The 25,290-nt window shown below is 44.3% G+C and carries 23 protein-coding genes and 1 tRNA gene; 12 read left to right on the top strand and 12 right to left on the bottom strand.

What is annotated here, in order from left to right; genetic code table 11:
- Positions 1–166: 166 nt before the first annotated feature.
- Positions 167–1,057, bottom strand: coding sequence for a bifunctional DNA-formamidopyrimidine glycosylase/DNA-(apurinic or apyrimidinic site) lyase (gene mutM / locus RTL34_RS06990; RefSeq protein ID WP_312115712.1), 891 nt, complete (start codon positions 1,055–1,057; stop codon positions 167–169).
- Between the two features lie 26 nt (positions 1,058–1,083).
- Entirely contained in the window at positions 1,084–3,501 is a 2,418-nt protein-coding gene (locus tag RTL34_RS06985) for a RelA/SpoT family protein (protein ID WP_076775199.1), read from the bottom strand.
- Between the two features lie 551 nt (positions 3,502–4,052).
- Here RTL34_RS06985 and RTL34_RS06980 point away from each other — a divergent pair.
- Positions 4,053–5,237, top strand: a complete 1,185-nt coding sequence (locus RTL34_RS06980) for a DUF1615 family protein (RefSeq protein WP_312115729.1) — start codon at positions 4,053–4,055, stop codon at positions 5,235–5,237.
- Here the strand turns inward: RTL34_RS06980 and rlmD are convergent.
- Positions 5,234–6,745, bottom strand: coding sequence for a 23S rRNA (uracil(1939)-C(5))-methyltransferase RlmD (gene rlmD, locus RTL34_RS06975; protein WP_312115708.1), 1,512 nt, complete (start codon positions 6,743–6,745; stop codon positions 5,234–5,236). The two genes, RTL34_RS06980 and rlmD, sit on opposite strands and share 4 nt — an antisense overlap.
- 144 nt (positions 6,746–6,889) lie before the next feature.
- Between rlmD and RTL34_RS06970 the strand changes: the two genes are divergently transcribed.
- Both RTL34_RS06970 and RTL34_RS06965 read left to right on the top strand, forming a co-directional pair.
- Entirely contained in the window at positions 6,890–7,525 is a 636-nt protein-coding gene (locus tag RTL34_RS06970; RefSeq protein WP_138018528.1) for a glutathione S-transferase family protein, read from the top strand.
- A gap of 143 nt (positions 7,526–7,668) precedes the next feature.
- The gene (locus RTL34_RS06965; protein ID WP_312115707.1) at positions 7,669–9,216 is read left to right on the top strand and encodes a CYTH and CHAD domain-containing protein; all 1,548 of its coding nucleotides are present in this window, start codon (positions 7,669–7,671) and stop codon (positions 9,214–9,216) included.
- A gap of 289 nt (positions 9,217–9,505) precedes the next feature.
- On the opposite strand, the gene RTL34_RS06960 is transcribed toward RTL34_RS06965, so the two are convergent.
- From RTL34_RS06960 to gatC, 7 genes are all read right to left on the bottom strand, one after another.
- Positions 9,506–10,114 (bottom strand): nitroreductase family protein, encoded by a 609-nt coding sequence (locus RTL34_RS06960; RefSeq protein WP_050324646.1) that lies wholly within the window; start codon positions 10,112–10,114, stop codon positions 9,506–9,508.
- 189 nt (positions 10,115–10,303) lie between these two features.
- Positions 10,304–10,801 (bottom strand): L,D-transpeptidase family protein, encoded by a 498-nt coding sequence (locus RTL34_RS06955; RefSeq protein ID WP_312115705.1) that lies wholly within the window; start codon positions 10,799–10,801, stop codon positions 10,304–10,306.
- Between the two features lie 98 nt (positions 10,802–10,899).
- Positions 10,900–11,175, bottom strand: a complete 276-nt coding sequence (locus tag RTL34_RS06950; RefSeq protein WP_312115703.1) for a hypothetical protein — start codon at positions 11,173–11,175, stop codon at positions 10,900–10,902.
- Between the two features lie 176 nt (positions 11,176–11,351).
- A tRNA-Pro gene (locus RTL34_RS06945) sits at positions 11,352–11,428 on the bottom strand.
- 46 nt (positions 11,429–11,474) lie between these two features.
- Complete coding sequence (gene gatB / locus RTL34_RS06940; protein ID WP_159676653.1) at positions 11,475–12,971, bottom strand: Asp-tRNA(Asn)/Glu-tRNA(Gln) amidotransferase subunit GatB; 1,497 nt, start codon at positions 12,969–12,971, stop codon at positions 11,475–11,477.
- Between the two features lie 11 nt (positions 12,972–12,982).
- Positions 12,983–14,479 (bottom strand): Asp-tRNA(Asn)/Glu-tRNA(Gln) amidotransferase subunit GatA, encoded by a 1,497-nt coding sequence (gatA, locus tag RTL34_RS06935; RefSeq protein ID WP_312115700.1) that lies wholly within the window; start codon positions 14,477–14,479, stop codon positions 12,983–12,985.
- A 57-nt stretch (positions 14,480–14,536) separates the two neighbouring features.
- The gene (gatC, locus tag RTL34_RS06930) at positions 14,537–14,839 is read right to left on the bottom strand and encodes an Asp-tRNA(Asn)/Glu-tRNA(Gln) amidotransferase subunit GatC (RefSeq protein ID WP_312115698.1); all 303 of its coding nucleotides are present in this window, start codon (positions 14,837–14,839) and stop codon (positions 14,537–14,539) included.
- Positions 14,840–15,457: 618 nt separating this feature from the next.
- Here gatC and RTL34_RS06925 point away from each other — a divergent pair.
- The 4 genes from RTL34_RS06925 (at position 15,458) to RTL34_RS06910 (ending at position 18,623) form a co-directional block, all read left to right on the top strand.
- Positions 15,458–16,489, top strand: a complete 1,032-nt coding sequence (locus tag RTL34_RS06925; RefSeq protein ID WP_312115696.1) for a rod shape-determining protein — start codon at positions 15,458–15,460, stop codon at positions 16,487–16,489.
- A 164-nt stretch (positions 16,490–16,653) separates the two neighbouring features.
- The gene (mreC, locus tag RTL34_RS06920) at positions 16,654–17,481 is read left to right on the top strand and encodes a rod shape-determining protein MreC (RefSeq protein WP_309592717.1); all 828 of its coding nucleotides are present in this window, start codon (positions 16,654–16,656) and stop codon (positions 17,479–17,481) included.
- Positions 17,482–17,492: 11 nt separating this feature from the next.
- Positions 17,493–17,978 carry a rod shape-determining protein MreD gene (mreD, locus tag RTL34_RS06915; protein ID WP_309596543.1) on the top strand — a complete coding sequence of 162 codons (486 nt, stop codon included), beginning with the start codon at positions 17,493–17,495 and terminating at the stop codon, positions 17,976–17,978.
- 18 nt (positions 17,979–17,996) lie between these two features.
- Complete coding sequence (locus tag RTL34_RS06910; protein WP_099808461.1) at positions 17,997–18,623, top strand: Maf family protein; 627 nt, start codon at positions 17,997–17,999, stop codon at positions 18,621–18,623.
- A gap of 65 nt (positions 18,624–18,688) precedes the next feature.
- On the opposite strand, the gene RTL34_RS06905 is transcribed toward RTL34_RS06910, so the two are convergent.
- Positions 18,689–19,135, bottom strand: coding sequence for a GatB/YqeY domain-containing protein (locus tag RTL34_RS06905; protein ID WP_312115691.1), 447 nt, complete (start codon positions 19,133–19,135; stop codon positions 18,689–18,691).
- 130 nt (positions 19,136–19,265) lie between these two features.
- Complete coding sequence (rpsU, locus tag RTL34_RS06900) at positions 19,266–19,481, bottom strand: 30S ribosomal protein S21 (RefSeq protein ID WP_007115522.1); 216 nt, start codon at positions 19,479–19,481, stop codon at positions 19,266–19,268.
- 524 nt (positions 19,482–20,005) lie between these two features.
- On the opposite strand from rpsU, the gene RTL34_RS06895 reads away from it, so the two are divergent.
- The 5 genes from RTL34_RS06895 (at position 20,006) to fadA (ending at position 25,252) form a co-directional block, all read left to right on the top strand.
- The gene (locus tag RTL34_RS06895; protein WP_227716811.1) at positions 20,006–20,506 is read left to right on the top strand and encodes a c-type cytochrome; all 501 of its coding nucleotides are present in this window, start codon (positions 20,006–20,008) and stop codon (positions 20,504–20,506) included.
- 208 nt (positions 20,507–20,714) lie between these two features.
- Positions 20,715–21,185: a Cys-tRNA(Pro) deacylase gene (ybaK, locus tag RTL34_RS06890; RefSeq protein WP_007115525.1), complete on the top strand. Its 471-nt coding sequence runs from the start codon at positions 20,715–20,717 to the stop codon at positions 21,183–21,185.
- 11 nt (positions 21,186–21,196) lie between these two features.
- Positions 21,197–21,568 (top strand): 5-carboxymethyl-2-hydroxymuconate Delta-isomerase, encoded by a 372-nt coding sequence (locus RTL34_RS06885; RefSeq protein WP_312115686.1) that lies wholly within the window; start codon positions 21,197–21,199, stop codon positions 21,566–21,568.
- A 324-nt stretch (positions 21,569–21,892) separates the two neighbouring features.
- A complete protein-coding gene (gene fadB, locus RTL34_RS06880) occupies positions 21,893–24,049 on the top strand; it encodes a fatty acid oxidation complex subunit alpha FadB (RefSeq protein WP_312115683.1) in 2,157 nt (718 codons plus the stop codon).
- Between the two features lie 30 nt (positions 24,050–24,079).
- The gene (fadA, locus tag RTL34_RS06875) at positions 24,080–25,252 is read left to right on the top strand and encodes an acetyl-CoA C-acyltransferase FadA (protein ID WP_062331903.1); all 1,173 of its coding nucleotides are present in this window, start codon (positions 24,080–24,082) and stop codon (positions 25,250–25,252) included.
- Positions 25,253–25,290 lie beyond the last annotated feature (38 nt).

Here is a 25,290-nt window from a genome sequence, read left to right as displayed (position 1 = left end):
TTATATCAATAATGGATTCGTTTAATGCCAGCATACTTTTTGAAACACCACCAACAAGTTTTGCTAGGTTGTTGCTGAATAGTTCAGGAACATTACATCAATTTTGCCAAGAATTATCAAGTAAAATTGTCTTTGCCGCAGGTTTTTTTACATTAATGCAGAGCCTTTATTTTCTAAGCGTTTTTTTGAGTGATTTTTTCACTGTTTTTTTGTGGGTTATCAGCGGCTGGCAAGTGGGACAGAACGTGCTGGCACGCTGATTGATTTTGACATTGTCGATGGTAGTGCCACAGCTCGGACAATCAGCGCCTTTATGCCCATATACCAGTAACGTTTGCTGAAAATACCCCGTTTGTCCATCGGCTACGGTAAAATCTTTTAACGTTGAGCCGCCTTTTTCAATCGATGTTTGTAGGACTTGTCGAATATGGGCGACCAAGGTGATGAGCTGTTCGTGGCTGATGAGATGGGCAGGGGTCAACGGATGAATTTTTGATAAAAATAGGCTTTCGGTTGCATAGATATTGCCCACACCGACCACAATCTCTTGCGCCATAATCACCGATTTTATGGGGCGTTCAATCGGTTTTTTGCGACTGTGGATATGGTGATATAGATAGTCAGCGCTAAAATCTTCTGACAACGGCTCTACACCCAAATGGGTAATCAGCTTGTCTTCATAGTCATCCAGCCACAGTAACATGCCAAACCGCCGTGGGTCATGATAATGCAGTTGGGTGAGTTTTTTGCCATTATTAAATGTCAAAATCACGTGATCGTGTTTACGCTTGTCAAACCCCACAGGATGCTGCTGTAAGCTACCCGACATCCCCAAGTGGATGAGCAGTTTTTTTTGCGCCGCGCCGCCTTTAAAGGTGAGAATCAGATATTTGGCTCGGCGCTCAATGTCGATAAGTTGATAATCTCTCAAACTCACCAAGTCATCAGGCACCGCCCAGCGCAATTTGGGCTGAAAGACGCTAACTTTTTCAACGGTTTGATTGAGCAAAGGTTGCAGACTCGTCGCTGTCGTCTGCACTTCGGGCAATTCTGGCATGTGCCGTGTGACTCCTATTTAAAGCATTAAGACTTGTTGTTATTGACGATACGACGCGCCAAGATAATACCATGTTGCTGCTCTAGTTTTGCCAAAAGCTTGGACAACTGACTTAGCCCCGTCACTTCTATGGTAAAATTCAACCGCGCGATATCATCATCCCCGCTTAGGGTATCGACTTGGCGGATATTGACATTTTCTTGGTCGATGATTTGGGTCAGGTCTTTAAGCAAGCCACGCCTGTCATACGATTCAAGGTATATTTGTACCAATTGGCTTTTGCCTTTATTGCCATACCAAGCGGCACTAATGGCGCGTTCAGGCTCACGCTCCACCAGTCGCTCGTATTCGACGCAATCACTGCGGTGGACGGATACGCCATTGGACTGGGTGATATAACCCGCAATTGACTCACCTTGCACAGGCGAGCAGCAATTTGCCAAGTGAATAGCAATGTTATCTAAGCCATCGACTTCGATTTTATACGCATCTAGCTTGCCTGTGGCTTTGGGGTGAATACTGGGGATAAGCTCAGTATCAGTGACTTCGGGTTCTAAATCTAGATGACGACTGATATGACCGGTCAAATTATGCAATTCAACGTTGCCATTGACTAGCCCTACCAAAATATCATCACTGTTTTTGGCATTAAAAAATTTGACGTAATCATTTAAATCGATACTGTTAGGGTGTACCGACATGCGCGCCAATTCTTTGGTTAATATGTGCTTACCTGTTTCGATATTTTTATCACGGTCTTGCTTATTAAACCATTGGCGCAGTTTGCTGCGAGCGCGACTGGTATTGATATAACCTAAGGATGCCACTAGCCAATCACGGTTTGGTTCGCGTGATTGCTTGGTAATAATCTCAACTTGTTCGCCTGTTTTGAGCTGATAGGTCAGCGGCACATAGCGTTTATTGACGCGAGCGGCTTGGGCGCGATTGCCGACATGGGTATGCACATGATAGGCAAAATCAAGCACAGTTGAGCCTTTAGGCAATTCGATGATATCACCATCACGACTAAACACATAAATCCGCTCAAATTCACCAAAATCAACAACTTGTTCTTCTTCATCGAGCTCGCCATGCTCATGCTCAACATGTTTATCTAATACAAATTTTAACGGGTCATGATTGTCAGCATTTTCTTGATTAAGCAATAACTGACGCAGTGAGCTGATTTTTTTGGTCAGATAGTCGTCTTTTTTGTTTTTGGTACCTTCTTTATAGTTGACGTGTGCACACATGCCAAGTTCAGCTTCATAGTGCATGTCAAAGGTACGAATTTGTACTTCCAGTGATTTGTTCTCAGCAATTACTGCGGTATGTAGCGAGCGATAGCCATTGGTTTTTGGGTTGGTGATATAGTCATCAAACTGTTCGGGAATATAGCGCCATAAACCATGCACCAGCCCCAATACGTGATAACAATCGGCATTGTTATGCACCAGTACCCGCAGTGCGCGGATGTCATATAACTGGTCAAACGACAGTGATTTGAGTTTCATCTTACGATAAATCGAATAGATGTGTTTGACACGACCGGTGATTTCCCCGTCAATCCCTTGGGCAGCTAACGCCTCGCGCAGTTGTTGGGCAACCCGGTCGATATAGGTTTCGCGCTCGCTACGTTTTTCGGAGAGTAATTTGGCGATTTCTTTGTAGCGGTCAGGCGCAAGATAACGAAATGATAAGTCCTCAAGCTCCCATTTAAGCTGTGCAATACCCATACGATGCGCTAGCGGCGCGTAGATTGTCATGACCTCGCGCGCGACCCGTTGCTGACGCTCTGGGCTGGCATACGACAGCTCTCGCATCGCAAAAGTACGCTCAGCCAATTTGATGAGTACCACACGCACATCGTTAGTCATCGAGATGAGCATATTATAAATGCCCGATAACTGTTCGCGCTGGTTATTATTAAAGTGGTCTTCTAAGCGCTTGTTGTTCTCTATCAAATCGGACAGTCGCCCCAGCGCTAGGGTTTCTTGCACCAGCTCTGCGACTTCATCGCCAAAGGTGGCTTGGATTTGTTTGGGGGTAAAAATTTGGATACGCGCGGCACGATATAACATCGCAGCAACAAGCGTGGCTTCATCTTGGTACAAATAACCCAAAATATCAGCAATCCCAATCCCAGTCAAAAACGCATTAGAGCGGTTGCTTTCGGTACTTAAATCTTGATTTTTGAGTAGTTGACAGGCTTTGGTCAGCTCAGGCAGCTCAGTGAGATGAGCGCGTTTTGCCATCGATACCAGCCAAGCTTCGGTATCAATGGTATGCTCATCGATGATGTGACTGGCAGGCTCAGAGACAATGGGCAAGTCAGTATGGGTGAAATGACGCTGGCTGGCAGTGATACTCGCAATCATCGTGGTACTATCATGATCAACGTCTTTTCCATCCAATAGCGGCAAACTTTCTCGTATTTTTACCATGTCAATTCTACACCTTACTTACCAGATTTCCTCAAAGAGCAAAAAAACTAACCTTGTTCATTTAAAATTATCAACTCACTTTCCCTGTGAATTTTTGTGTGATTAAGTTTGATTTGATACTGCGCTAGCAATAATAAAATATGACAGAGTAGTCGCTATAGCAGCGCGTTTTAGCTATGATAGTGCGTTGGTTTTGGGCGTGTTAAGCCTTAAAATAAATGTTAAACGTTAAAATAAAGCAAATGCCATAGTCACTTTATATATCTTAACCGTTTTAGGGTTGCCCATGTTTAGCCATTTAACACTAACTTTATTACGCTTACTCATGTGTTAATTTTATTAAGATGTGTCTATTCGCAAACAATTGCAAGTCAACCCGTCGATAAAATTTTTGTATCACTCAAATGAGTGTTAGGCAACGACCCAATCAGCGATTTGAGTGAATCTCAATCCAAATTAAGATAAAACTATCTTGTTCAGTATAGGTGAGTTTAATGAAATTACCATCTCATTTTGTTACAAATGCGACTACTGTAGCGTCAGATTTTACCATGACCCGCTCAAAAAGCCTTGCTAACTTTGGTAAAACCCTGTCAACGTTGGCGATAACGCTGACTTTATCGCTTGGATTGACAGGGTGTGAGTATTTTCAAACGCAAACCGACGTTAACTCGCCCATTGGTGCCAAACAAATTGCCAAACTGATTCCCAAACGTGGACAAGATAGCAAAAGCTGGGCACAAGACATCAACCAAATTTTTGATACGCTAAAAATAGAAAAAAACGCGCAAAATATTTGTACCGCTGTCGCCATTATCGACCAAGAGTCTAATTTTAAAGCCAATCCGCCCGTCGCGAATTTAGGGCAATCAAGCCTAAAAGCGATGAATGAGGAGTTGGAAGAAAAATTGGGTTCAACGCTGGCCCCATATTTTCGCACCATGCTAAAAACTGAGCCCACGCCCGATAACAGCTTTGAAAAACAAATCGCTAAAGTCAAAACCGAAGAAGAACTTGACGATATTTATCATCAGATGTTTGCGTATTTTTCAAGCAAATATTATGCCAGCAAGCTGAACAGCGTTACCAAATTGGTGGGTGGGGATATCGAAGAAAAATTAGACCCGATTACCACCTTAGGCTCAATGCAGGTGCAAGTAAGTTATGCGCGTGACCATCGCCGTATGAATGGCAATAACCTTGAACTGCGTAAAGACCTATATAGCCAATATGGCGGATTGTACTATGGTATCCATCGCTTGCTACTGTATAAAGCCAATTATCAAGACCCGATTTATCGCTTCGCTGACTACAACTCAGGGATGTATTCAAGCCGTAATGCCGCTTTTCAAAAAATGCTGCACGAGTTATCCAAAGCCGAAATAGACTATGATGGCGATTTATTAATTTATGAAAAAGGCAATAAAATCAGTGCCAATATTAGCCAAAGTGAGCAGGCGCTGATATCGATGATTCAGCAAGGCATGATTAGCCTGACGGAGCGACAAGTGCGCATGGACTTGGCAAAAGAAAAAAGCCAAGATTTTGAAAATACCGAAACCTACCGCACCATCGGTAGTCTTTACAAAATGAAAACCGGCAAAAATGCACCTACCGCCATCATGCCACAGGTGGTCATCTCTGGGGCAAAACTCAGCCGTGACTATAATACCAAATGGTACGCCGACAAAGTCAACGTACGCTATTTAAATTGTATGAATAAAGCCAAATTTTAGCGTTTCTCAAAGCGTGCAATGCTTTCCACATGCCCTGTGTGACAGAACATATCCATCACGCCCGCGTGGGTGAGTTTATAGCCTTTTTCAAGCAGCACGGCGGTATCACGAGCAAGGGTTATTGGATTGCACGACACATAGACGATGCGTTTGGCATTGAATTTATCCAGATACTGCATGACTTCTAAGGCGCCTGAGCGGGGTGGGTCAATCAGCAGTGCATCGACTTGCCCAACCCAAGGCTCAGCAGAAAAATCTTTGGTCAAATCTTGGGCAAAAAAGTCGGTATGGTGCAAGCCGTTGGCGGTGGCATTCATTTTGGCGCGCTGTGTCATCTCACTACTGCCTTCCACCCCAATCACAAAGCCGGTTTCACCCACTTGACGCGCCAGTGGCAGACTAAAATTGCCCAAGCCGCAAAACAAATCAAGCACTCGCTCGCCTGGCTTCAATTCTAACAAATCAATTGCCAGCTTGGTCATTTTACGATTGACTGACAAATTGACTTGGGTAAAATCCAGTGGCGAGAATTCAAACGTCACATCAAACTCGGGCAACCGATAAAACAAACCGCCCGTCGGTGGCACAGTCAGGCTTGATGGGCGCGCATGGGCAGTATTTTCATACAATGGGTCAATACGATGTACCGTGTCGCTACCTTTGGGCTGTAAAAATAACTGCCAGTTACGCTCTGCAAAAAAAGCTTGCAGTTTTGCGATATCATGCTCACCTAAATCCACCATGTGACGGACAATGACGGCGATGGATTTTTTGCTATCGATAACATCATCAAGCGTTTCACCCATCGCTAACTCAAGCTGTGGAATATGGTCACGGGCGTCAAGCGAACTGATAAGCGCTTTTAAGTTCTCAATTTCAAAGCCGATACGCGGGTCAAGCACATGGCATTCATTTAAATTTGCCAAAAAATTGCTGGCGCGCTCACGAAAACCGACCAATGCTGTGCCTTTTTTCTCGACATAGCGCACGCCCATACGTGCCTTGGTGCGGTAGCCCAAACGGTCAGCCACCAATGGGGGAAGCCAGTGTTCAGGCTGGATATGGGCTTGGTGTTCGAGCAGCTCTGCTAGTACCGATTGCTTAAATTGAATCTGCCCATCGGGCTGCCAGTGCTGTAAGCTACAGCCACCACACACCCCAAAATGCGGACAAGGTGGGGTCGTGCGTTCAGGGTTTGGGTTTGCCAGTACGAGAGCCGCGTCACCTTCTTCCATACTTTTACGTGAGCCTGTGATTTTGACGCTCACGGTCTCGTTGGCCAGCGCAAAGCTGACGAATACTTTTTTGCCATGTTTATCGAGGTGATGGTCGGGCTGGTCACCGTAACTTGCCACGCCCCGTCCGTCATGGGCAAGATTGGTCACTGTGAGGGTAACGGGTGGGGCGTCTTGCAAACGTTTACGCACCCGCGCGGTGGGTTTGATTTTTTTGCTTGGATTTTTGGTGAGTTGCGAAGACGACGTTTGGTCAGCGGTAACGTTTGGCATTTATTAAAAAACCTATTTAATCGAGGGTCAGTGTAAATATTTATTACAAAATTCATCAAAATTTTGTGGTTATGATAGCTTAAAATGGATTTTTTTTATATCAATACCTGACTTTACTTTACTAGCAAACCCAAAGAGAAAATCATGCAAAAATTAAAATTATACGGATTTAAAGGCGCCTGTTCATTTGTACCGCATACGGCGCTTAACCTGACAGGGGTGGATTATGACTTACAACTTATCAGCCATGCAGATGCAAAAAAGCCAGATTATCTTGCCAAAAATCCACAAGGCACAGTGCCACTGCTAGCAATAGAAGCGGACGATTTTTATTTGGCGCAAAACGTGGCGATTTTACACTACCTTGACGAAAAATTCCCCCAAGTCCATATTTTTGGTAAAGGCAGTGATAAACAAAAAGCCAAAGCTCACCAATGGCTCAGCTACGCCAATGCGGATGTGCATAAAGCCTTTTTGCCTTTATTCGACGCTGGGGCATTTATCGATGATAAAGACTTGCAGCCTAAAGTCGCTGAAAAAGCGCAACGACGGGTCATTGAAATTTTTAAAATCGCCAATGATAACTTGGCTGATAAAGACTATATGTCAGGTGAGTTTACTATTGCTGACGTGTATCTGTATGTCACCTTGCGCTGGGCGCATTTGCTAAAATTGGATTTATCTGGGTATCGGAATTTGGCAAAACTGATTAACAACGTGGAGTCACAACCTGCGGTACAAAAATCGCTCAGAGAAGAAGGTTTGGATGTAATCTCATAACTTGTCAACCCTTATCATAGGGCATTCTTTAAATGCTTTAAAATTTTACCATTAACAAATGAGCCAAGTGGTTATTTTTAAAAAGCAAAGTTGTGCTATGATGGTGTTTTATCCGTTAGCTATATAGGTTAATCGACACCATCATGCACGAACTAGAACTCAAGTTTGCTGTCCCAAGCTATCAACAAAGCGTCTTAAGAAAAAACATCGACACCAAAACTGCGCGGCAACAGCGGCTATCGGCGTATTATTTTGATACCCCCAATCAAGACCTTGCCAAACAAGGCATCGCCCTGCGTATTCGTTTTGAAGACAATCAATGGGTACAAACCCTCAAAACAGCGGGTGACGGCGTTGCCAAACGCGTTGAACTCAATACCGTGCTGAGCCTGACGGGTACGCCAGATACCCTTGATGTTAGCAGCCTTGTGCCCGATGTTTCACTGATTACAGAGCCCGCAGTCGTAGCACAGTTGACTAGCATCATGCCGCTCGACCAGCTCGCTCAAGCCTTAACCGTGCAATATTTTACCGATGTCCAACGCACTTCTCGCCAAATTAAGAAAAATAACAGCCGCATCGAAATCGCTTATGATATCGGCAAGGTTGGCATAGGCAGCCTAATCTCACAAAAATCCGTCAATAATCACGGGTTAACCCAATCGGATATTCATGAAATTGAATTTGAGCTTCTTGAAGGTGACCCAAGTGATTTGATTGAGGTAGCTAAAACTTGGTGCAAAAAATACAAATTATATTTATCAACCGTTACCAAAGCCCAGCGGGGTAGTTTGCTACTCGCGAATAAGCAATATGCCCAGCCTGTCAAAGCGGATTTGGCTGTGCTGCAATTACACAAAGGCATCAGCCAATTTGCGTTTTTGCAGGCAGTGGTCAATAACTGCCTCGTGCAGATTTTGCCCAACGCCTCTGCAATTGCTGAAGGCAGTCCCGATGGCAACTTAGTGCACCAACTGCGTGTCGGCATTCGGCGTTTACGTACTGCCCTCAAACATTTCAAATTTGCCCAAGATTATATCGACCCAAATTGGCTGATGGTACTCAAACAAACCTTTAGCCTGCTAGGGGAGTATCGTGATAAAGAAATCTTGCAAATAAAAACCCAGCCCCTGCTAGAGTCAGTCGGTGCACCGCATGTCGAGTGGTCAACGGCAGTCGATATCATGCCGATTGATGCCGTCAGAGCCAATGATTTTCAAATTCTGTTGTTAGAGCTGATTGGTTTTACCCATTTAGCCGTACCTGCGGACAACCCAAAAGCCAAAGCCACTGTTGCCAAAAAGTTGGAAAAACTATTTACCGCGATTGCTGTGGCAAGTGATAAATTTGCCAGTCTCGATACAGAAAGCCAGCATGGTGTCCGTAAAGACCTAAAAAGCCTGCGTTATGTCAGTGAGTTTGCTGCGCCGCTTTTTGCCAGCCAAACCAATGGCAAAAAAGGGAAAAAAGCAGCTGAGCTCAATGCTTTCTTGCAATACTTAGAGCCTGCACAAGACGTACTCGGTGAATATAATGACAATGTGGTCGGTCATGCCAATTATTTGGAAAAAGCCAAAACCGACCCAAATGCACTATTTGCGGTGGGTTGGTTTAGCGGGCGTGAGCAAGCGAGTGCCGAGCAATGCGCGGTGAGTCTAAAAACGGTTAAAAATGCGCCAAAGTTTTGGTAGTAGTTTGGCTTGATTGTAGACATGTGAATTAAAGAAAATTGCCTCTGCAGAAAGCACTAATCAGTCAATCACTGTATGACTAGTTAGGTCAGTCATGGATGACAGCATTTAGCCGCTAATTTCGATACCGACAGTAGATAATATGCGGTATATTGTCGGGTTTTTACTGAGCTAATTTTTTAGTTAATGGCAATCAAATTTATATAAAAAAGCCAATACCGTCAGATATTGGCTTTTTGCTGTCACTAGCACTAGCACTAGCACATGCATTGTAGTGCACATTAAAAAATTATTTTCCGTAAACTTTTAAGCGTTTTTCAATAGGTTCAAAGGTTTTTTCACCTGCTGGGGCGGCGATACCACCAAATACCATCTGCGCAATAAGTTTCCAGTTGCTATCGATGTTCCATGTTTCTGCGACTTTTTCATCAATCACGCCATTGTAATGCTGTAAGTTTGCACCGATGTTGAGCGCCGCTAACGCGTTCCAAATCGCATATTGGTGCATCGCACTGGTGTGTTCAGCCCATACTGGGAAATTATGCGCATAAAGTGGGAATTGTTCTTGTAAGCCTTTGACCACTGATTGGTCTTCAAAATACAAGATAGTGCCTGCACCGGCTTTAAACATGGCCATCTTATCGGCAGTTGATTTGAATTTTTCATCATCATTCACCATCGCGCGTAGCAAATCTTCGGTGATTTGCCAAAGTTTTTGATGGTCTTCACCAAACAATACTACCAAGCGGCTTGATTGTGAGTTGAATGAAGAGGGGGTATGTAACACGGCATGTTCAACCAGTTTAACCACCTCATCTTTTGAGACAGGCAATTGGTCATTGAGCATATAGATAGAACGGCGAGTTTCTGCGATATTGTGTAATGTTTCGACTGACATAATCAGATCCTTTTCATTGTTATTTGATAATCAATCTACCTTATTAATTAAAGTTAAAGCCGATTGATGTGACACGGCTATTATATGCCTAAAATGCGAATAAATAAAAACTATTTTGTATTTTTTTTTAACCAATAATCATTTCTATTAATTTTTTCTAATATATTATTAAGGTTAACTTTGATAAATTTACGGTAAAATTTCGACCGCTGTACCAATATCCACTTGGTCATACAGTGTGATAATATCTTGATTGCGCATACGGATACAGCCATGAGAAAGCGGAATGCCCATCGGCTCGGTATTGGGCGTCCCATGAATGTAAATGTAACGCGCCTTGGTATCACACACCCCTTGCTCATTGGCGCCTTTGTTAAAGCCTTCTTCATAACCATCTAACCATAAAATCCGTGTCAAAATCCAGTCTCGATTGGGAAATGTAGTCGCCAAATGATCGTCATAAATTTCGCCGGTAAATTGACGTGCCACAAATACACTGTTGATGGGTAAATTATCACCAAATTTTTCGCTAATCACGTGCGCACCGAGCGGTGTGCAGCCAGTATCCTGCAGTTGCCCAATACCATTTTTGGCGGTAGAGATGGGGTAAGTTTGTGATTGGGTGCTACTAAGACATAAAGTAAGTTGTTGTTTTTCAATTGAAATAATGATTTTTGGGTAAGGCATAATTGACTCGTTCAACATTAAGCTTAGACTATCATAACAAAAAAGCCCATCATATTCATGACAGGCTTTTTAAGAAAAACTTGAAAACATACAATCAGTTATTTGATGTCAGCAGTGGATACCCACAAGGTAGAATCGGCAATGTTCACAAAGCCATTTTTGGCTAATACCCAGCTAAACTTGATGCCTTTGGGTAGGGTCTGCACGACGGGGCATAAACGATTGGGACAAGAACGTACAATCGCATCTTTGTTGGTTTGTGCTTGATGACCGCTATCGGCTTGCGCAGTGAGTGGTAAAACCACCCATACCAAAGCTGCAGCCAAATTTGTCAGTTTATACTTATCAAGAAATGATTTAATGATCGCGCTCATGATTTTTCAGAAAATACAGTCAAATAAATACAGCCAAATAGTGAGAAAATTTTATCAAAAAATTATCTATCAAAACAAAAAAACTATTGTCATATTCACGTAAAAATACTGTGACAATAGGTATAAAAAAACTCAAAAAAGAAAAAGGCCTACGTAACACGTAAGCCTTTTTAATTTGGTCGGAACGGCGGGATTCGAACTCGCGACCCCTTGCACCCCATGCAAGTGCGCTACCAGACTGCGCTACGCCCCGAAAGGTGTACTATTCTACCAAAAATGACAGAATTTGCAATACCAACTTATCCAATTAGTTCTTTTAACAGCTGATTAACTTGAGCCGGGTTGGCTTTACCTTTGGAGGCTTTCATCACTTGACCGACAAGACCGTTAAAGGCTTTTTCCTTGCCTGACTTGTACTCATCGACCATCGCTTGGTTGTTTTTCAACACGTCTTCGACAATGGCTTTAATCGCGCCTGTATCGGTTTCTTGTTTTAAGCCTTTATCAGCAATGATTTTATCCACGGCTGTTTCATCGTCACCGCCTTCGCCAGCGAATAGGGCGATAAAGGCTTGTTTGGCCAGCTTGCCTGATAGCGTATTGTCTTTGATACGCTCGAGCAGTTTGGCAAATTGGCTCACTGAAATCGGGCTTTGCTCAATGGTTTTTTCATCTTTGTTGAGCGCGCCTAGCAGGTCACCCATTATCCAGTTGGCAGCCAGTTTGGCGTTATCATGACCGACTTTTGCCACTACTTGCTCAAAGTAATCAGCGAGCGAACGGCTAGCGGTTAAAATACGGCTATCGTATTCAGGTAAGCCAAGCGCCGATTGAAAACGCTCACGACGTGCCACTGGCAATTCTGGCATGGCGTTTTTGATTTGTTCAAAAGTTGCGGTATCAATATGCACAGGTAAAAGGTCAGGGTCTGGGAAGTAGCGGTAATCATTGGCTTCTTCCTTAGTACGCATTGAGCGCGTTTCATCTTTGTCGGGATCATATAGGCGAGTGGCTTGTATGACTTTGCCACCGTCTTCAATCAAGTCAATTTGACGCTCGATTTCCACCGTGATGGCACGCTCAATAAAGCGAAACGAGTTAAGGTTCTTAATCTCACAGCGAGTACCCAAGTCGGCGCCGGGTTTTCGCACGGAGACGTTACAGTCGGCACGGAATGAGCCTTCCGCCATAATGGCATCAGAAATACCGAGCCAAGTGACCAACTGGTGAATGGCTTTAACATAGGCAACCGCCTCAGCAGCTGAGCGCATATCAGGCTCCGAGACGATTTCAATCAGCGGCGTACCGGCACGGTTTAAATCCACGCCTGTCATTTGTGGCACCGCATCATGCACCGATTTGCCCGCATCTTCTTCTAAGTGAGCACGGGTAATGTGAATACGTTTGGGGTATTCGTTTTTTTCACCTTCATTGACCACAATGTCGATATAGCCTGTACCGACAATCGGGTGCGCCATTTGGCTGATTTGGTAGCCTTTTGGCAAGTCGGGATAAAAATAATTTTTACGGTCAAAGGCGTTCATCATACCGATTTCAGCATTGACGCCAAGCCCAAACATCACCGCTTTTTCTACCACATCTTTGTTGAGTACAGGCAGCGCCCCTGGCATGGCTAGGTCAACGATATTGGCTTGGGTGTTGGGCTCTTGCCCAAATAGGGTGGAAGCCGATGAGAAAATTTTGGTGTTGGTATTGAGTTGGCAGTGGATTTCGATACCGATAACCACTTCATAGCCATCCACTAAAGGCGCTTGCGGTTTATTTTCGTTTGTCATAACAAGGCTCCTTAGGCTTTGGCGATGGGTGATAGTTGTTGGTGAAAATCAGTGACTTGCTGATACGCATCGGCAGTTTTCAGTAGTGTCTCTTCGTCCCATGCCTTTGCAATCAGCTGTAAGCCCACAGGCAGATTGTCACCATCAAAACCCACCGGATGGCTTAATGAAGGTAAACCAGCTAAATTCACGCCAATGGTATAAACATCTCCCATATAAATTTCGGCAGGGCTAAGGCTTGCACCGATTTTATAAGCCGTCGTTGGCGCAGTTGGGGTGGCAATGACATCACAGCTTTCAAAGGCTTTGGCAAAATCTTGGCTGATGAGGCGGCGCACTTTTTGCGCTTTGACATAATAGGCATCAAAATAACCCGCTGATAGCGCATAGGTACCCATCAAAATACGGCGCTGTACTTCGGCCCCAAAGCCTTCAGAACGTGAGCGGGTGTATAAATCTTCCAAGTTTTTTGGGCTATCACAGCGGTAGCCATAACGCACCCCATCATAACGCGATAAGTTAGATGAAGCTTCGGCAGGGGCGAGCAAATAATAAGTGGCAAGGGTGATTTCAGGTTTGGTCAAATTCACATCCACCAAGCTTGCACCCAAGGCTTGGTATTGTTTTAATGCCGCTTCTATGCCAGCTTTAACCTCGCTATTTAAGCCATCAGCAAAATACTCGGTTGGGATACCGATGCGTAACCCTTGAAGCGGTTTATCATGGCTGGCATTGGCTTGGCGTTTGCTGGTCAAACTCGCGACAAAATCGGGCACATCTTTGTTGGCAGATGTTGAGTCTTTACTGTCATGACCTGACAACACTTTGAGCAAATAAGCACAATCCTCTGCGGTTTTACCAAAACTGCCAGCTTGGTCAAAACTTGACGCATACGCCACCATCCCATAACGTGAAACACGCCCGTAAGTTGGCTTAATCCCTGTTAAGCCACAAAATGACGCAGGTTGACGAATCGAGCCGCCGGTATCCGAGCCTGTGGCAAAGGGCGCAAAACCTGCCGCAACCGCTGCTGCGCTACCGCCCGATGAACCGCCTGGTACACGGCTGATATCCCAAGGGTTGTGCACGGCGCCAAAGTATGATGACTCATTGTCCGAGCCCATCGCAAACTCATCCATGCTGGTTTTGCCAAGCATAACTAAGCCTGCATTTTGGCAGTTTTCAACGATGGTGGCGTTGTAAGGCGCCACAAAGTTTTCTAGCATTTTTGAGCCACAAGTGGTTAAAACGCCTTGAGTACAAAAAATATCTTTATGAGCCAGTGGCACGCCCGTCAAGTCTGCGCCTTTGCCTTCTGCCAATAATTTATCGGCGGCGGCAGCTTGCGCTAACGCTTGTTCAGGCGTGACCGTGATAAAGCTGTTGATGGCTTTATCATGCTGGGTAATCCGATTAAGAAAGTGCTTGGTAAGTTCGGTACTGCTAAAGTCTTTATTTTTTAGACCTGCTGCCAATTGGGCAACCGAAAACGTATGTAGTTCAGACATAATTTTCACTTATAATTAATTAACAAAAATTTGACGAGGTATTCGATGAGCGGTGGCTTATTCAATGACCTGTGGCACAAGGTATAAGCCATTGGCAACGCTTGGCGCAATGGATTGGTAAAGCTCACGATTGACTTCAACCCCATCACCGCCAATAATATCTTCACGCAGTGGTTGGGTCATATCATGGACATTGGTAAGCGGTGCGATATTGTCAGTGTTGACCTCTGCCAAAATATCCATCATCGATAGGATTTTGCTTAGGTCATTGGCATAACTATCTGCCTGCTCAGCGGTCACGCCAAGCCGAGCAAGTTTGGCGATGTTCATAATTTCATCAGTTGAAAGCGTCTGCGACATGATGAGTTCCTTAAGTACAAACAAAAATAAAACGGACAAACAAGGCAAATGTTCGATGCGATTTTAAACCAGCCAATTATAGCAACAGGCTATAATAAAAGAGGATAAAACCTGATAAAAACAGTTGCTTTAGTTTAGTTACTTTTAATAACAAATTTGAAAAAATAGGGTGATGTGACCTAAATAATTTGTCACAAAAAATTCGTGAATAAAGATAGAATGTGATTAAATCACTATATTTTGCGATATTTTACCGCTATAATCTAGCACTATTCTTACTAAACGCAAATTAATCGCATTAAAGTCACTATCGCCTAAACTTCTTTAAAATCATCGTCAGCTTTTTTTATGTAAAAAGATAGCCTTTTAACTGTTAATCGTTAAGAGTTTCTTGCTATTTTTTAGGTAAAATACAGGGGCTATAAGCAGCTTGTTTCAGATTTTTTGTTAGTGGGCACGATAGGGCGGTTTTAAAACATCGGCATTAGAAACATCGGCATTAAAAGCTTTTAAATAAACGCTTTTAAAAAATGCGTCGTTGACTCGATGTGCGATTAAACACCCCGCTAATTTCTGCTTTGCTTGCAGTGTAGTTTTGTTATCACTGGGAAATGATACATGAGCCTTTTCGGATTTTTATCAAGTAATATCGCCATCGACCTTGGCACTGCCAACACGTTAATTTTCACCCCAGGTAAAGGTGTGGTCCTCAATGAACCAACGGTTGTTGCGCTTCGTAGTAACCGTACCCAAAATCCTACCGTTGCGGCCGTCGGTCTTGATGCCAAACAAATGCTAGGTCGTACCCCAGATAATATCACTGCGATTCGTCCACTCAAAGACGGTGTGATTGCCGATTTTGAAGTGACCCAAAAAATGCTCAAGCATTTTATCAACAAAGTGAAAGTGAAACGTTTTTTGGCCAATCCAAACGTGATTGTTTGTGTGCCTTGTAAATCTACCTTGGTAGAACGTCGTGCGATTCGTGAAGCGGTTGAATCGGCAGGCGCAAACAAAGCCTTATTGCTTGAAGAGCCTATGGCAGCTGCGATTGGCGCAGGATTACCCGTTCATGAAGCCAGTGGTTCGATGGTGGTGGATATTGGTGGCGGTACCACAGAGATTGCGGTGATTGCACTATCAGGCTGTGTGTATGCCGACTCCATCCGTATCGGCGGTGATGTGTTCGATGAAGCGATTATTACTCATGTCCGCCGTACCCATGGCTGTGTGATTGGTGAAACCACGGCTGAACGCATCAAAACTGAAGTAGGGACGGCAATTGAAGATCCTGAAAACCCCTTGGAAGTGGAAGTGCGTGGTCGTAGTATGGCAGAAGGGGTGCCTAAATCATTTGTGGTGACATCCGCCGAAATCCAAAAAGCCTTAAGCGACCCTATTGCTGGTATTATCTCAGGTGTCAAAGCGGCGCTTGAGCAAACCCCGCCTGAATTATCAGCCGATATCGCAGAGCGTGGTATTGTATTAACCGGTGGTGGTGCACTATTACGCAATCTTGATGAGCTGATTTCGCGCGAGACAGGCTTGCCTGTCACGGTAGCCGAAGACCCTTTGACTTGTGTCAGCCGAGGTGGTGGTAAAGCGTTAGAGTTTATCAATAACAGAGCATTGAATATGATTTTTGTCTGATGTTAACTGATGTGTTACCGTTAACCGCTATTTTTTAATAGCGGTTTTATTGCTTTATTGACAAGATGATTTTACGATAGCTTTGTTTAAAAGATTTTTGCTATCCTGATGGCTTGTTATCGCGCGCTGTATTGGCCGTCACGGATTTTGCTTGGATGTTACTTATGTCACTTACTATTTTTACCCAACAACCGCTCGCCATTCGCAAGACCATTATTGTGGTGTTTGCGGCGATTGTGCTGATGTTATTGGATAGTAAAAATAGCAGTTGGTTTCAGCCAGTACGTACCGCGACCCATGCCGCCATGCAGCCCATCTATCAAGTATCGGCTTATCCAAGTTTTTTTGCAGGCTGGCTTGATAGTACTATGACCGAAAAAGAAGCGTTACGCCGTGAGAATGTCCAGTTAAAAGCTGAGCTTGTGCATGCCAAAGCGCAATTACAGCAGCAAGATTATCTTGTTGCGCAAAATGCCCGACTGCAAGGGATTTTATCCGCCACCACGCCAGACCAGTTTAATTTGCTGTTGTCGCACGTGATTGGTACCGATAGCAATCCACTGCGGCAAATGGTGGTCATCAATAAAGGCAGCAAAGACGGAGTGATTGTCGGGCAAACGGTGATTGATGAAAACGGCATTCTTGGACAAGTCGTCAATGTTTATCCCGATACCTGCCGTGTGGTGCTAATCAGCGATGACCAACAATCGGTTGCCGTGACTATCAAACGTACCGGGCAAAAAGCCATCGTGTCGGGCAAAGGTAATCCACAGTATTTGGTGCTAGATTATATCTTTAAGGCATCGGATGTACGCATTGGTGATGAGCTAATTTCATCGGGGCTTGGTGGTCGTATTCCTGCCGGATTTCCTGTTGGGCGGGTGGCAAAAGTAGAGGCCGAGCAAGCGGGGGGCTATGCCAAGATTATGGTGAAACCCGCTGCCAATTTTATCAATACGTCTTATGTTTTACTGCTTCAGCAAAAGGTTTAAAATCACTGATTATGGTCGTCGTTCAGCGCAAAAAAACCAAACAGCATTTATATATTGTGATGGCAATCAGTTTTATCATCGCATCGCTACTTAGTGTGTATCCGCTGTCGGCAGAGATTGCGCTATTTCGTCCGATGTGGATGATTATGATGCTGATTTTTTGGCTGATATTTCAACCGACTTTGATTGGCATGGGATTGGCGTTTGTGGTTGGTCTGTTTGCTGATTTACTCACAGATAGCCGAATCGGTCAGCAAGCCTTATGTGCGGTGCTGGTGGCATTTTTTATCAAATTTGTCAGTGGTTATTTACGCCAACTGTCCTCAAACTTGGTATGGCTGCTTGCTGGCGCCTGTTTGCTGATTTATCAACTTGCGTTAATTTTTCTGCATTTATTTACCCAAGGGGTGTTTGCACCCCAATTACTTTATACCGTTGCCGTCAGTACCTTAATTTGGCCGCTGTTAGTCGCTGTCATGCTCCGTTATACGCGATAAGCGTATTAAGAAGTTATTATGTATCAATTTAATGCCACTATACCGATTATCTTGGCGTCCACATCACCTAGACGGCGTGAGTTGTTAGATCAAGTTGCGGTGCCACATACTTGTGTGGCAGTCAACATTGATGAAACACGGCGAGCAGAGGAATCGGCGATTGACTATATTGGGCGTATGGTGAGTCAAAAAGCGCAAGCCGCTTTACAAGTTTTGCCAACTGCTATGACCGAGTGTGTGGTGATTACCGCCGATACTATTGGCGTATTGCCGGATGGGTCAGTGCTGCAAAAACCTAACGATTTTGCCGATGCCTGTGCGATGTGGCGGCAAATGAGCAATGCCTCGCACCAAGTATGGACTGCAGTGCAAGTGAGCCGACTGGCGCAGCGTGGCGGTCAATGGCAGATGGATTATGCTGAGCGCACTGTGGTGAGAACTGATGTCAAATTTATCGCACTCACTGACAGCATGATGACGCATTATTGGCATACGGGTGAACCACAAGACAAAGCTGGCGGTTATGCCATTCAAGGGCTGGGCGCTGCGTGGGTCAAAGCGATTGACGGTAGCTATAGCAATGTGGTTGGACTGCCACTGGTAGAAACTTTAGACTTGCTTTCTCAGGTGATGCAAGCCCATTAGTAAAAATAAACTTAAAAAAAGCCATAAGTGCAAATCTTATGGCTTTTTTATCATGTTTTAAAGGGTTAACCCAATGTCGCTTTGACCAACTTTGAGATCAAAGCGGGGTCAGCGCGACCTGCGGTTTTGACTTTTAACGCATTCATCACAGCGCCCATTTGCTGCATTGAAGTGGCACCTTGCTCAGCAATTTCAGCAGCTACCAGATTGGCAATTTCTACTTCACTCATGGGTTGTGGCAAGAATTGACTAATCACATCAATCTCGAATTGTTCTTTTTGTGCCAAGTCTTCCCGACCATTGGCGGCAAAAATCGCGAGCGACTCTTGGCGCTGCTTGGTTTGCTTTTGTAAGATGTCTAGTACACCTGCATCATCGAGCGTTATTTGGCGGTCAATTTCGATTTGTTTTATCACCGCTTGTACGCTGCGTAGCACTTTAACTTTTTCAAGCTCACGCGCTTTCATGGCGGTTTTGACCACATCGGTCAGGGTGTCTTTTATGGTAGTCATGGTTTTAACGCTCCCTAATGTTAGCTAATGGCGTTTTTAAAATTGTGGTTAGCAACATAGCATAAAAAAATCCACTTAACAAAGTGGATTTTATCATTTACTGGTATTGGGTGTCTTGCGACAAATTACCTTAGTAAAGACGAGTCGTGCGTACTGATTCACGTGACATTTTCTTTTTGTAACGTTTTACCGCAGCTGCTTTTTTGCGTTTACGTTCTTGAGTTGGTTTTTCATAGAACTCATGTTTACGTACATCTGCTAAAATACCGGCTTTCTCACAAGCACGTTTAAAGCGGCGAATTGCGATATCTACAGGTTCGTTCTCTTTTACCTTTACTGCTGGCATGTAGACTCCTTAAGTCTGGGCTTATTGATAGACAATGAATGTGCTATCAACAAAGCGGGGTTAGTGGGTCAGGAACATTAATCCGGCTGTATAGGTGATTATTAGCCAACCTACCCATGGTTTGGCATCAGCTCAGATTAGGATAAAAATAGGTGCGAATTTTAACTAAATATTGAATGTAAGTCAATGTAAATTTTAGCTTTTTCATAACCTGTTAAATTAAAAAATCCTCCTCCTAGCCAATTGCCCTATTTTATCTAGCCAGTAAAAAAATTTTTGCCCGTTAGCGTAACAAAATACACAACGATAGTAATGATTTAGCAAGGTGGCTTTAAAATGTTATTTTATTCATACCGCAGTAATGCTAATATAGTCACTAATTCTCATGTGATAACAACATACCGCTAAATGTCGTACTAGCCATTTGCCAGTCGGCATTACCATGCAAAAACAGTTTGTAGGGCTATTAAAAATTTATACATTGATGTGAAATTAGATTTCACCTTATTTGAAAGGAAAAGGTTATGCTACCGATATCAACACGCAATGCCACGCTAGCCAGTCTTATGCTTGCCTTGGGTCTTACCATGAGCGCATGTAGTAAGCATGAGTCAGCCGAAAGCAAACCAACCGAAGAAATTGCCGCACAGCAAGGTGAAATCGCTCGTGCAAACCATCCCATGCCAGTAGCTTCACAGCCTGCTTCATTTGTGCCACCGACAGCCGCCTCAGCCGCTGCCACCACGACGACAGCAACTGCTACCCCAGTTTCTGCTGATGCTGGCGAAAAATTGTTTGGTAGTGTATGTACCACTTGTCACACAGCAGGCTTAATGGGCGCACCAAAACTTGCTGATAAAGCCGCTTGGGCACCTCGCATTGCGCAAGGTAAAGACACGCTTTATAAACACGCCATCGGCGGCTATCAAGGAAAAGCCGGTGTAATGCCAGCCAAAGGTGGTAGTCAAGCCTCGGATGAGGAAGTAAAAGCTGCCGTTGATTATATGGTCTCAAAAGCAAGCTAATAGGTAATGCGCCATTTATAAAATAAAGGCTATATGTTCAAGCCTATGCAACAACTAGTATCTAGCACTTCACTAAATCCAGTCACTAGCAAAATAGTTGGCTGGTTTTTTTTATACGTTTTTTATACCCAATGTGCTTTGTTTTAACCCGCAGTTTGGTTATGATGAATCACTATGTTCAATCACCAAACCCTGTTAAGAAACCGCTATGACACCTGCCGTTAATCTTGCCAAAAAACTAAAAATCAACTTCCAATTACATGAATACCATCATGACGCGCATAGTGAAAGCTATGGGCTTGAAGCGGCAGAAAAACTACAAGTTGAGCCAAAGCGGGTATTCAAAACCTTGGTGGTGCAAGACGACAATGACAAACTCGCTGTTGCGATATTGCCTGTTGAGCATTTGCTAAACCTAAAAAAAATCGCCAAAGCCATCGGTAGTAAAAAAGCACAAATGGCAGATCCCAAATTGGTAGAACGTACCACAGGCTATGTGCTAGGTGGGGTAAGCCCGCTCGGTCAAAAAAAACGCCTGCCCACGGTCATCGATCAGTCGGCACAACACTTTGCAACCATTTATTGTAGTGGCGGTAGACGCGGCTTGGAAATTGAGTTGTCGCCGTCAGATTTAGCAGGCGCAGTAAACGCCAAGTTTGCAGATTTAATTCAAGAATAAAGGAGAACACCATGCCCAATGTCATTATTGAAGTGAGTCACGACCATCTTATTGGTCAGCCCGATAACCTGCTAGCACGGGTCAATGATACGCTATGGCAGTCTGGCAACTTTAAGCTGCAAAGTGATATCAAATCACGTATTTACTACCCAAACCACGTATTGGTGGGACTGAGCGATAGCGGAGATGAAGCTTTTGTTATGGCGCATTTTTATCTGATGCCAGGGCGTGATGACGCTACCATTCAATCATTGGCGCAGCGGATTGCCGATGCTATCAAAGCGCATCTGCAGGAATTCGAAAGTGAGGTGCCTGCTGGCAGTTTACAGATTTGCGTCAATCCCACCACGCTAAGCGCCAATTATGTCAAGCAGTATGTCTAATTCAAATAGAGGGGTTAGGGATAAAAATTGGCTGCTTTAAGGACATTTTTGCTGACTTTTGCCAACTGGTAAGATAGTAAGTTTGGCAACAAAACCCGCAGCAGCGGCCCCGTTGCTAGCCAATGACTAAACAGTCATTTGCGTTATTCTCAACTTATCGCAAACATAGTAAACTAGTCAAGATTTTGTTTTGTCTGCGGTATGTAAAAATTTTAATAAGCATCTTTTCACAAGCATCTTTTAAAGACATCATATAAAGACATCGTGCAAAACATCATTTTTCGGTTTTCCCCGTTGATTTCAACATAACTCAAGGAGTTAGCAATGATTTATCAAGGAAATAGCATCTCGGTATCGCTACTCGAAGACGGTATTGCTAAATTAAACTACGATAATCAAACTGAGAGCGTTAATAAATTTGACCAAGCCACCATCAAAGAATTTGGCGAAGCAGTCACGGCATTAGAACAATCTTCAGACGTTAAAGGTCTAATCGTTACTTCAGGAAAAAAAGTTTTCATAGCTGGTGCAGACATCACTGAATTTGTTGGTAACTTCAAAAAACCAGAAGGCGAGATTGCTTCGTGGGTACTTGACATCAACAAAACATTCAACCGTTTTGAAGACCTGCCTTTCCCAAAAGTTGCGGCAATCAATGGCGCATCCATGGGCGGCGGTACAGAGATGACGTTGGTGTGTGACTACCGTGTCATGAGTGACAAAGCGAGCATCGGTTTACCCGAAGTTAAATTGGGCATCTTCCCAGGCTTTGGTGGTTCAGTGCGCTTGCCACGTATCATCGGTATCGATAACGCGCTTGAAATCATCGCAACTGGCGAAGCACAAAAACCAGCCGCTGCATTGAAAGTCGGTATGGTGGATGCGGTTGTTGCCGCTGACCAGTTAGAAGCTTCAGCGATTGATTTAGTCAAAAAATGTATCGCAGGCGATCTAGATTGGAAAGCACGCCATGACGAAAAAATCAATCCAGTCAAATTAAACGCCTTAGAACAAGCGATGGCATTTAATTCAGCCAAAGGTGCACTGTTCTCAAAAGCCAATCCAGCCCAGTACCCAGCACCAAAAATCGCGTTAGAGTCTATCGAAAAACACGTGAACCTACCCCGTGACAAAGCGTTAGAAATTGAATCTGCAGGTTTTGCAAAAGCAGCAAAAACCCCACAAGCAGAAAGCCTAGTCGGTCTATTCTTAAACGACCAAGCCGTTCGTAAACTCGCTAAAACGCACAGCGCCAAAGCGCATGATATTAAAGAAGCCGCTGTATTGGGCGCAGGTATTATGGGTGGCGGTATTGCTTACCAAGCCGCCTCAAAAGGCTTGCCCATCATCATGAAAGACATCAAGGCAGAGCAGCTTGACTTGGGTATGAGGGAGGCCAGCAAACACCTATCAAGCGGTATGGCACGCGGTAAAGTAACCCCAGCACAAATGGGCGAAACTTTAAGCCGTATCCGTCCTACGCTAAACTACGGTGATTTTGGTGAGACTGACATCGTGATTGAAGCGGTTGTTGAAAATCCAAAAGTTAAACACGCGGTATTAAAAGAAGTTGAAGGGCTAGTTAAAGACAACTGTATTCTAGCATCTAACACTTCGACCATCTCTATCACCTACTTAGCTTCGGTACTAGAGCGCCCAGAAAACTTCGTCGGTATGCACTTCTTTAACCCAGTCCATCGTATGCCGCTGGTTGAAGTAATTCGTGGTGAAAAATCAAGCGAAGAAGCGGTAGCGACTACGGTAGCGTTAGCAGAAAAAATGGGTAAAGTGCCAGTGGTGGTAAATGACTGCCCAGGTTTCTTAGTTAACCGCGTATTATTCCCTTACTTCGGTGCGTTTGACTTATTGATCAAACAAGGTGCTGATTTTGTTCAAATTGACAAAGTCATGGAAAAATTTGGCTGGCCAATGGGTCCTGCCTACTTGATGGACGTTGTGGGTATCGACACAGGGGTTCATGGGGCAGAAGTCATGGCGGAAGGCTTCCCAGACCGTATGAAACCAGACTATAAAGTGAGCGGTCAGATATTGTTTGAAGCCAATCGCTTAGGTCAAAAAAATGGCGTTGGTTTCTACAAATACGAAACGGATAAAAAAGGTAAGCCAGTTAAAACTGCCGATCCACAAACCGTTGAATTATTAAAACCATTTATCGATGCGCCAAAACAGTTTGAAGACCAAGAAATCATCGATCGTCTGATGATTGCATTATGTAATGAAACGGTTCGCTGCTTAGAGGACAACATCGTATCGACGCCTGCAGAAGCAGACATGGCGATGATTATGGGTATTGGTTTCCCGCCATTCCGTGGTGGCCCATGCCGTTACATCGACCAAATCGGTCTACAAAATTACCTAGCCCTTTGCGACAAATACGCAAGCTTAGGTAAAGCCTATGAAGCGCCACAAATGATTCGTGATATGGCGGCAAATGGTAAAACTTTTTACCCACAAGCGTAATCGACGATTATAAATTTTAAGGAGAATAGAATGACTACATTAAGTCCAAAAGATGTCGTGATTGTCGATGGCGTTCGTACCGCAATGGGCAAATCAAAAAATGGTATGTTCCGCAATGTACGCGCTGACAGCATGTCTGCGGAGCTTGTTAAAGCCTTGGTAGCACGTAACCCGTTTGATACCAAACTTGTAGAAGATGTCATCTGGGGCTGTGTCAACCAAACCCTAGAGCAAGGTATGAATATTGGTCGTAACATTGGTTTATTGGCTGAATTACCACGTACTACGGCAGGTCAAACGGTCAACCGTCTATGTGGTTCATCCATGCAAGCGCTTCACACCGCAGCGGCACAAATCATGACCGGTCAAGGTGATGTGTTCATTATCGGCGGTGTTGAGCATATGGGTCACGTGGGCATGATGCACGGTATTGACATCAACCCAGAGGCTTCAAAATATTATGCAAAAGCCTCTAACATGATGGGTTTAACCGCTGAAATGCTCGGACGTATGAATAACATCAGCCGTCAAGAACAAGATGCGTTTGGTGTAGAATCACATCGCCGTGCCTGGGAAGCGACACAGCAAGGTCGTTTCAAGAACGAAATCATCGGCATTGAAGGTCATGACGAAAACGGTAACCTACAACTTTGCACCATCGATGAGGTGATTCGTCCTGATGCCAATATGCAATCATTTGCGGCATTACGCCCCGTATTTGATCCTAAAGGCGGTACCGTAACAGCTGCCACGTCATCAGCCTTATCTGATGGTGCATCTGCGATGCTTATCATGTCTGCACAAAAAGCCAAAGATTTAGGTCTAACACCGCGTGCCCGTATTCGCGGTATGGCAGTTGCAGGCTGTGATGCGGCTATCATGGGTTATGGTCCAGTACCTGCTACCCAAAAAGCCTTAAAACGCGCTGGCATGAGCATCGACGATATGCAAACCATCGAGCTAAACGAAGCATTTGCCGCACAAGGCTTATCGGTTCTTAAGGGCTTAAACCTACAAGACAAGCTAGACATCGTTAACCTAAATGGTGGTGCTATTGCGTTAGGTCACCCTCTAGGCTGTTCTGGTGCGCGTATCACCACCACACTTCTAAATGTGATGGAGCAACAAGACACCCAACTCGGTCTTGCCACTATGTGTATTGGTCTGGGTCAAGGGATTGCCACCATTATTGAACGTGTATAAGCAGTTTGTTGTAACAAAAACCCTTGATTTCAATCAAG

Origin of the sequence: Moraxella sp. CTOTU47915, assembly GCF_031986685.1 — a bacterium.
GTDB classification, from domain to species: domain Bacteria; phylum Pseudomonadota; class Gammaproteobacteria; order Pseudomonadales; family Moraxellaceae; genus Faucicola; species Faucicola tetraodonis.
Note: the sequence above shows the minus strand (reverse complement) of the source record. Positions and strands in the feature narration are given on the sequence as shown.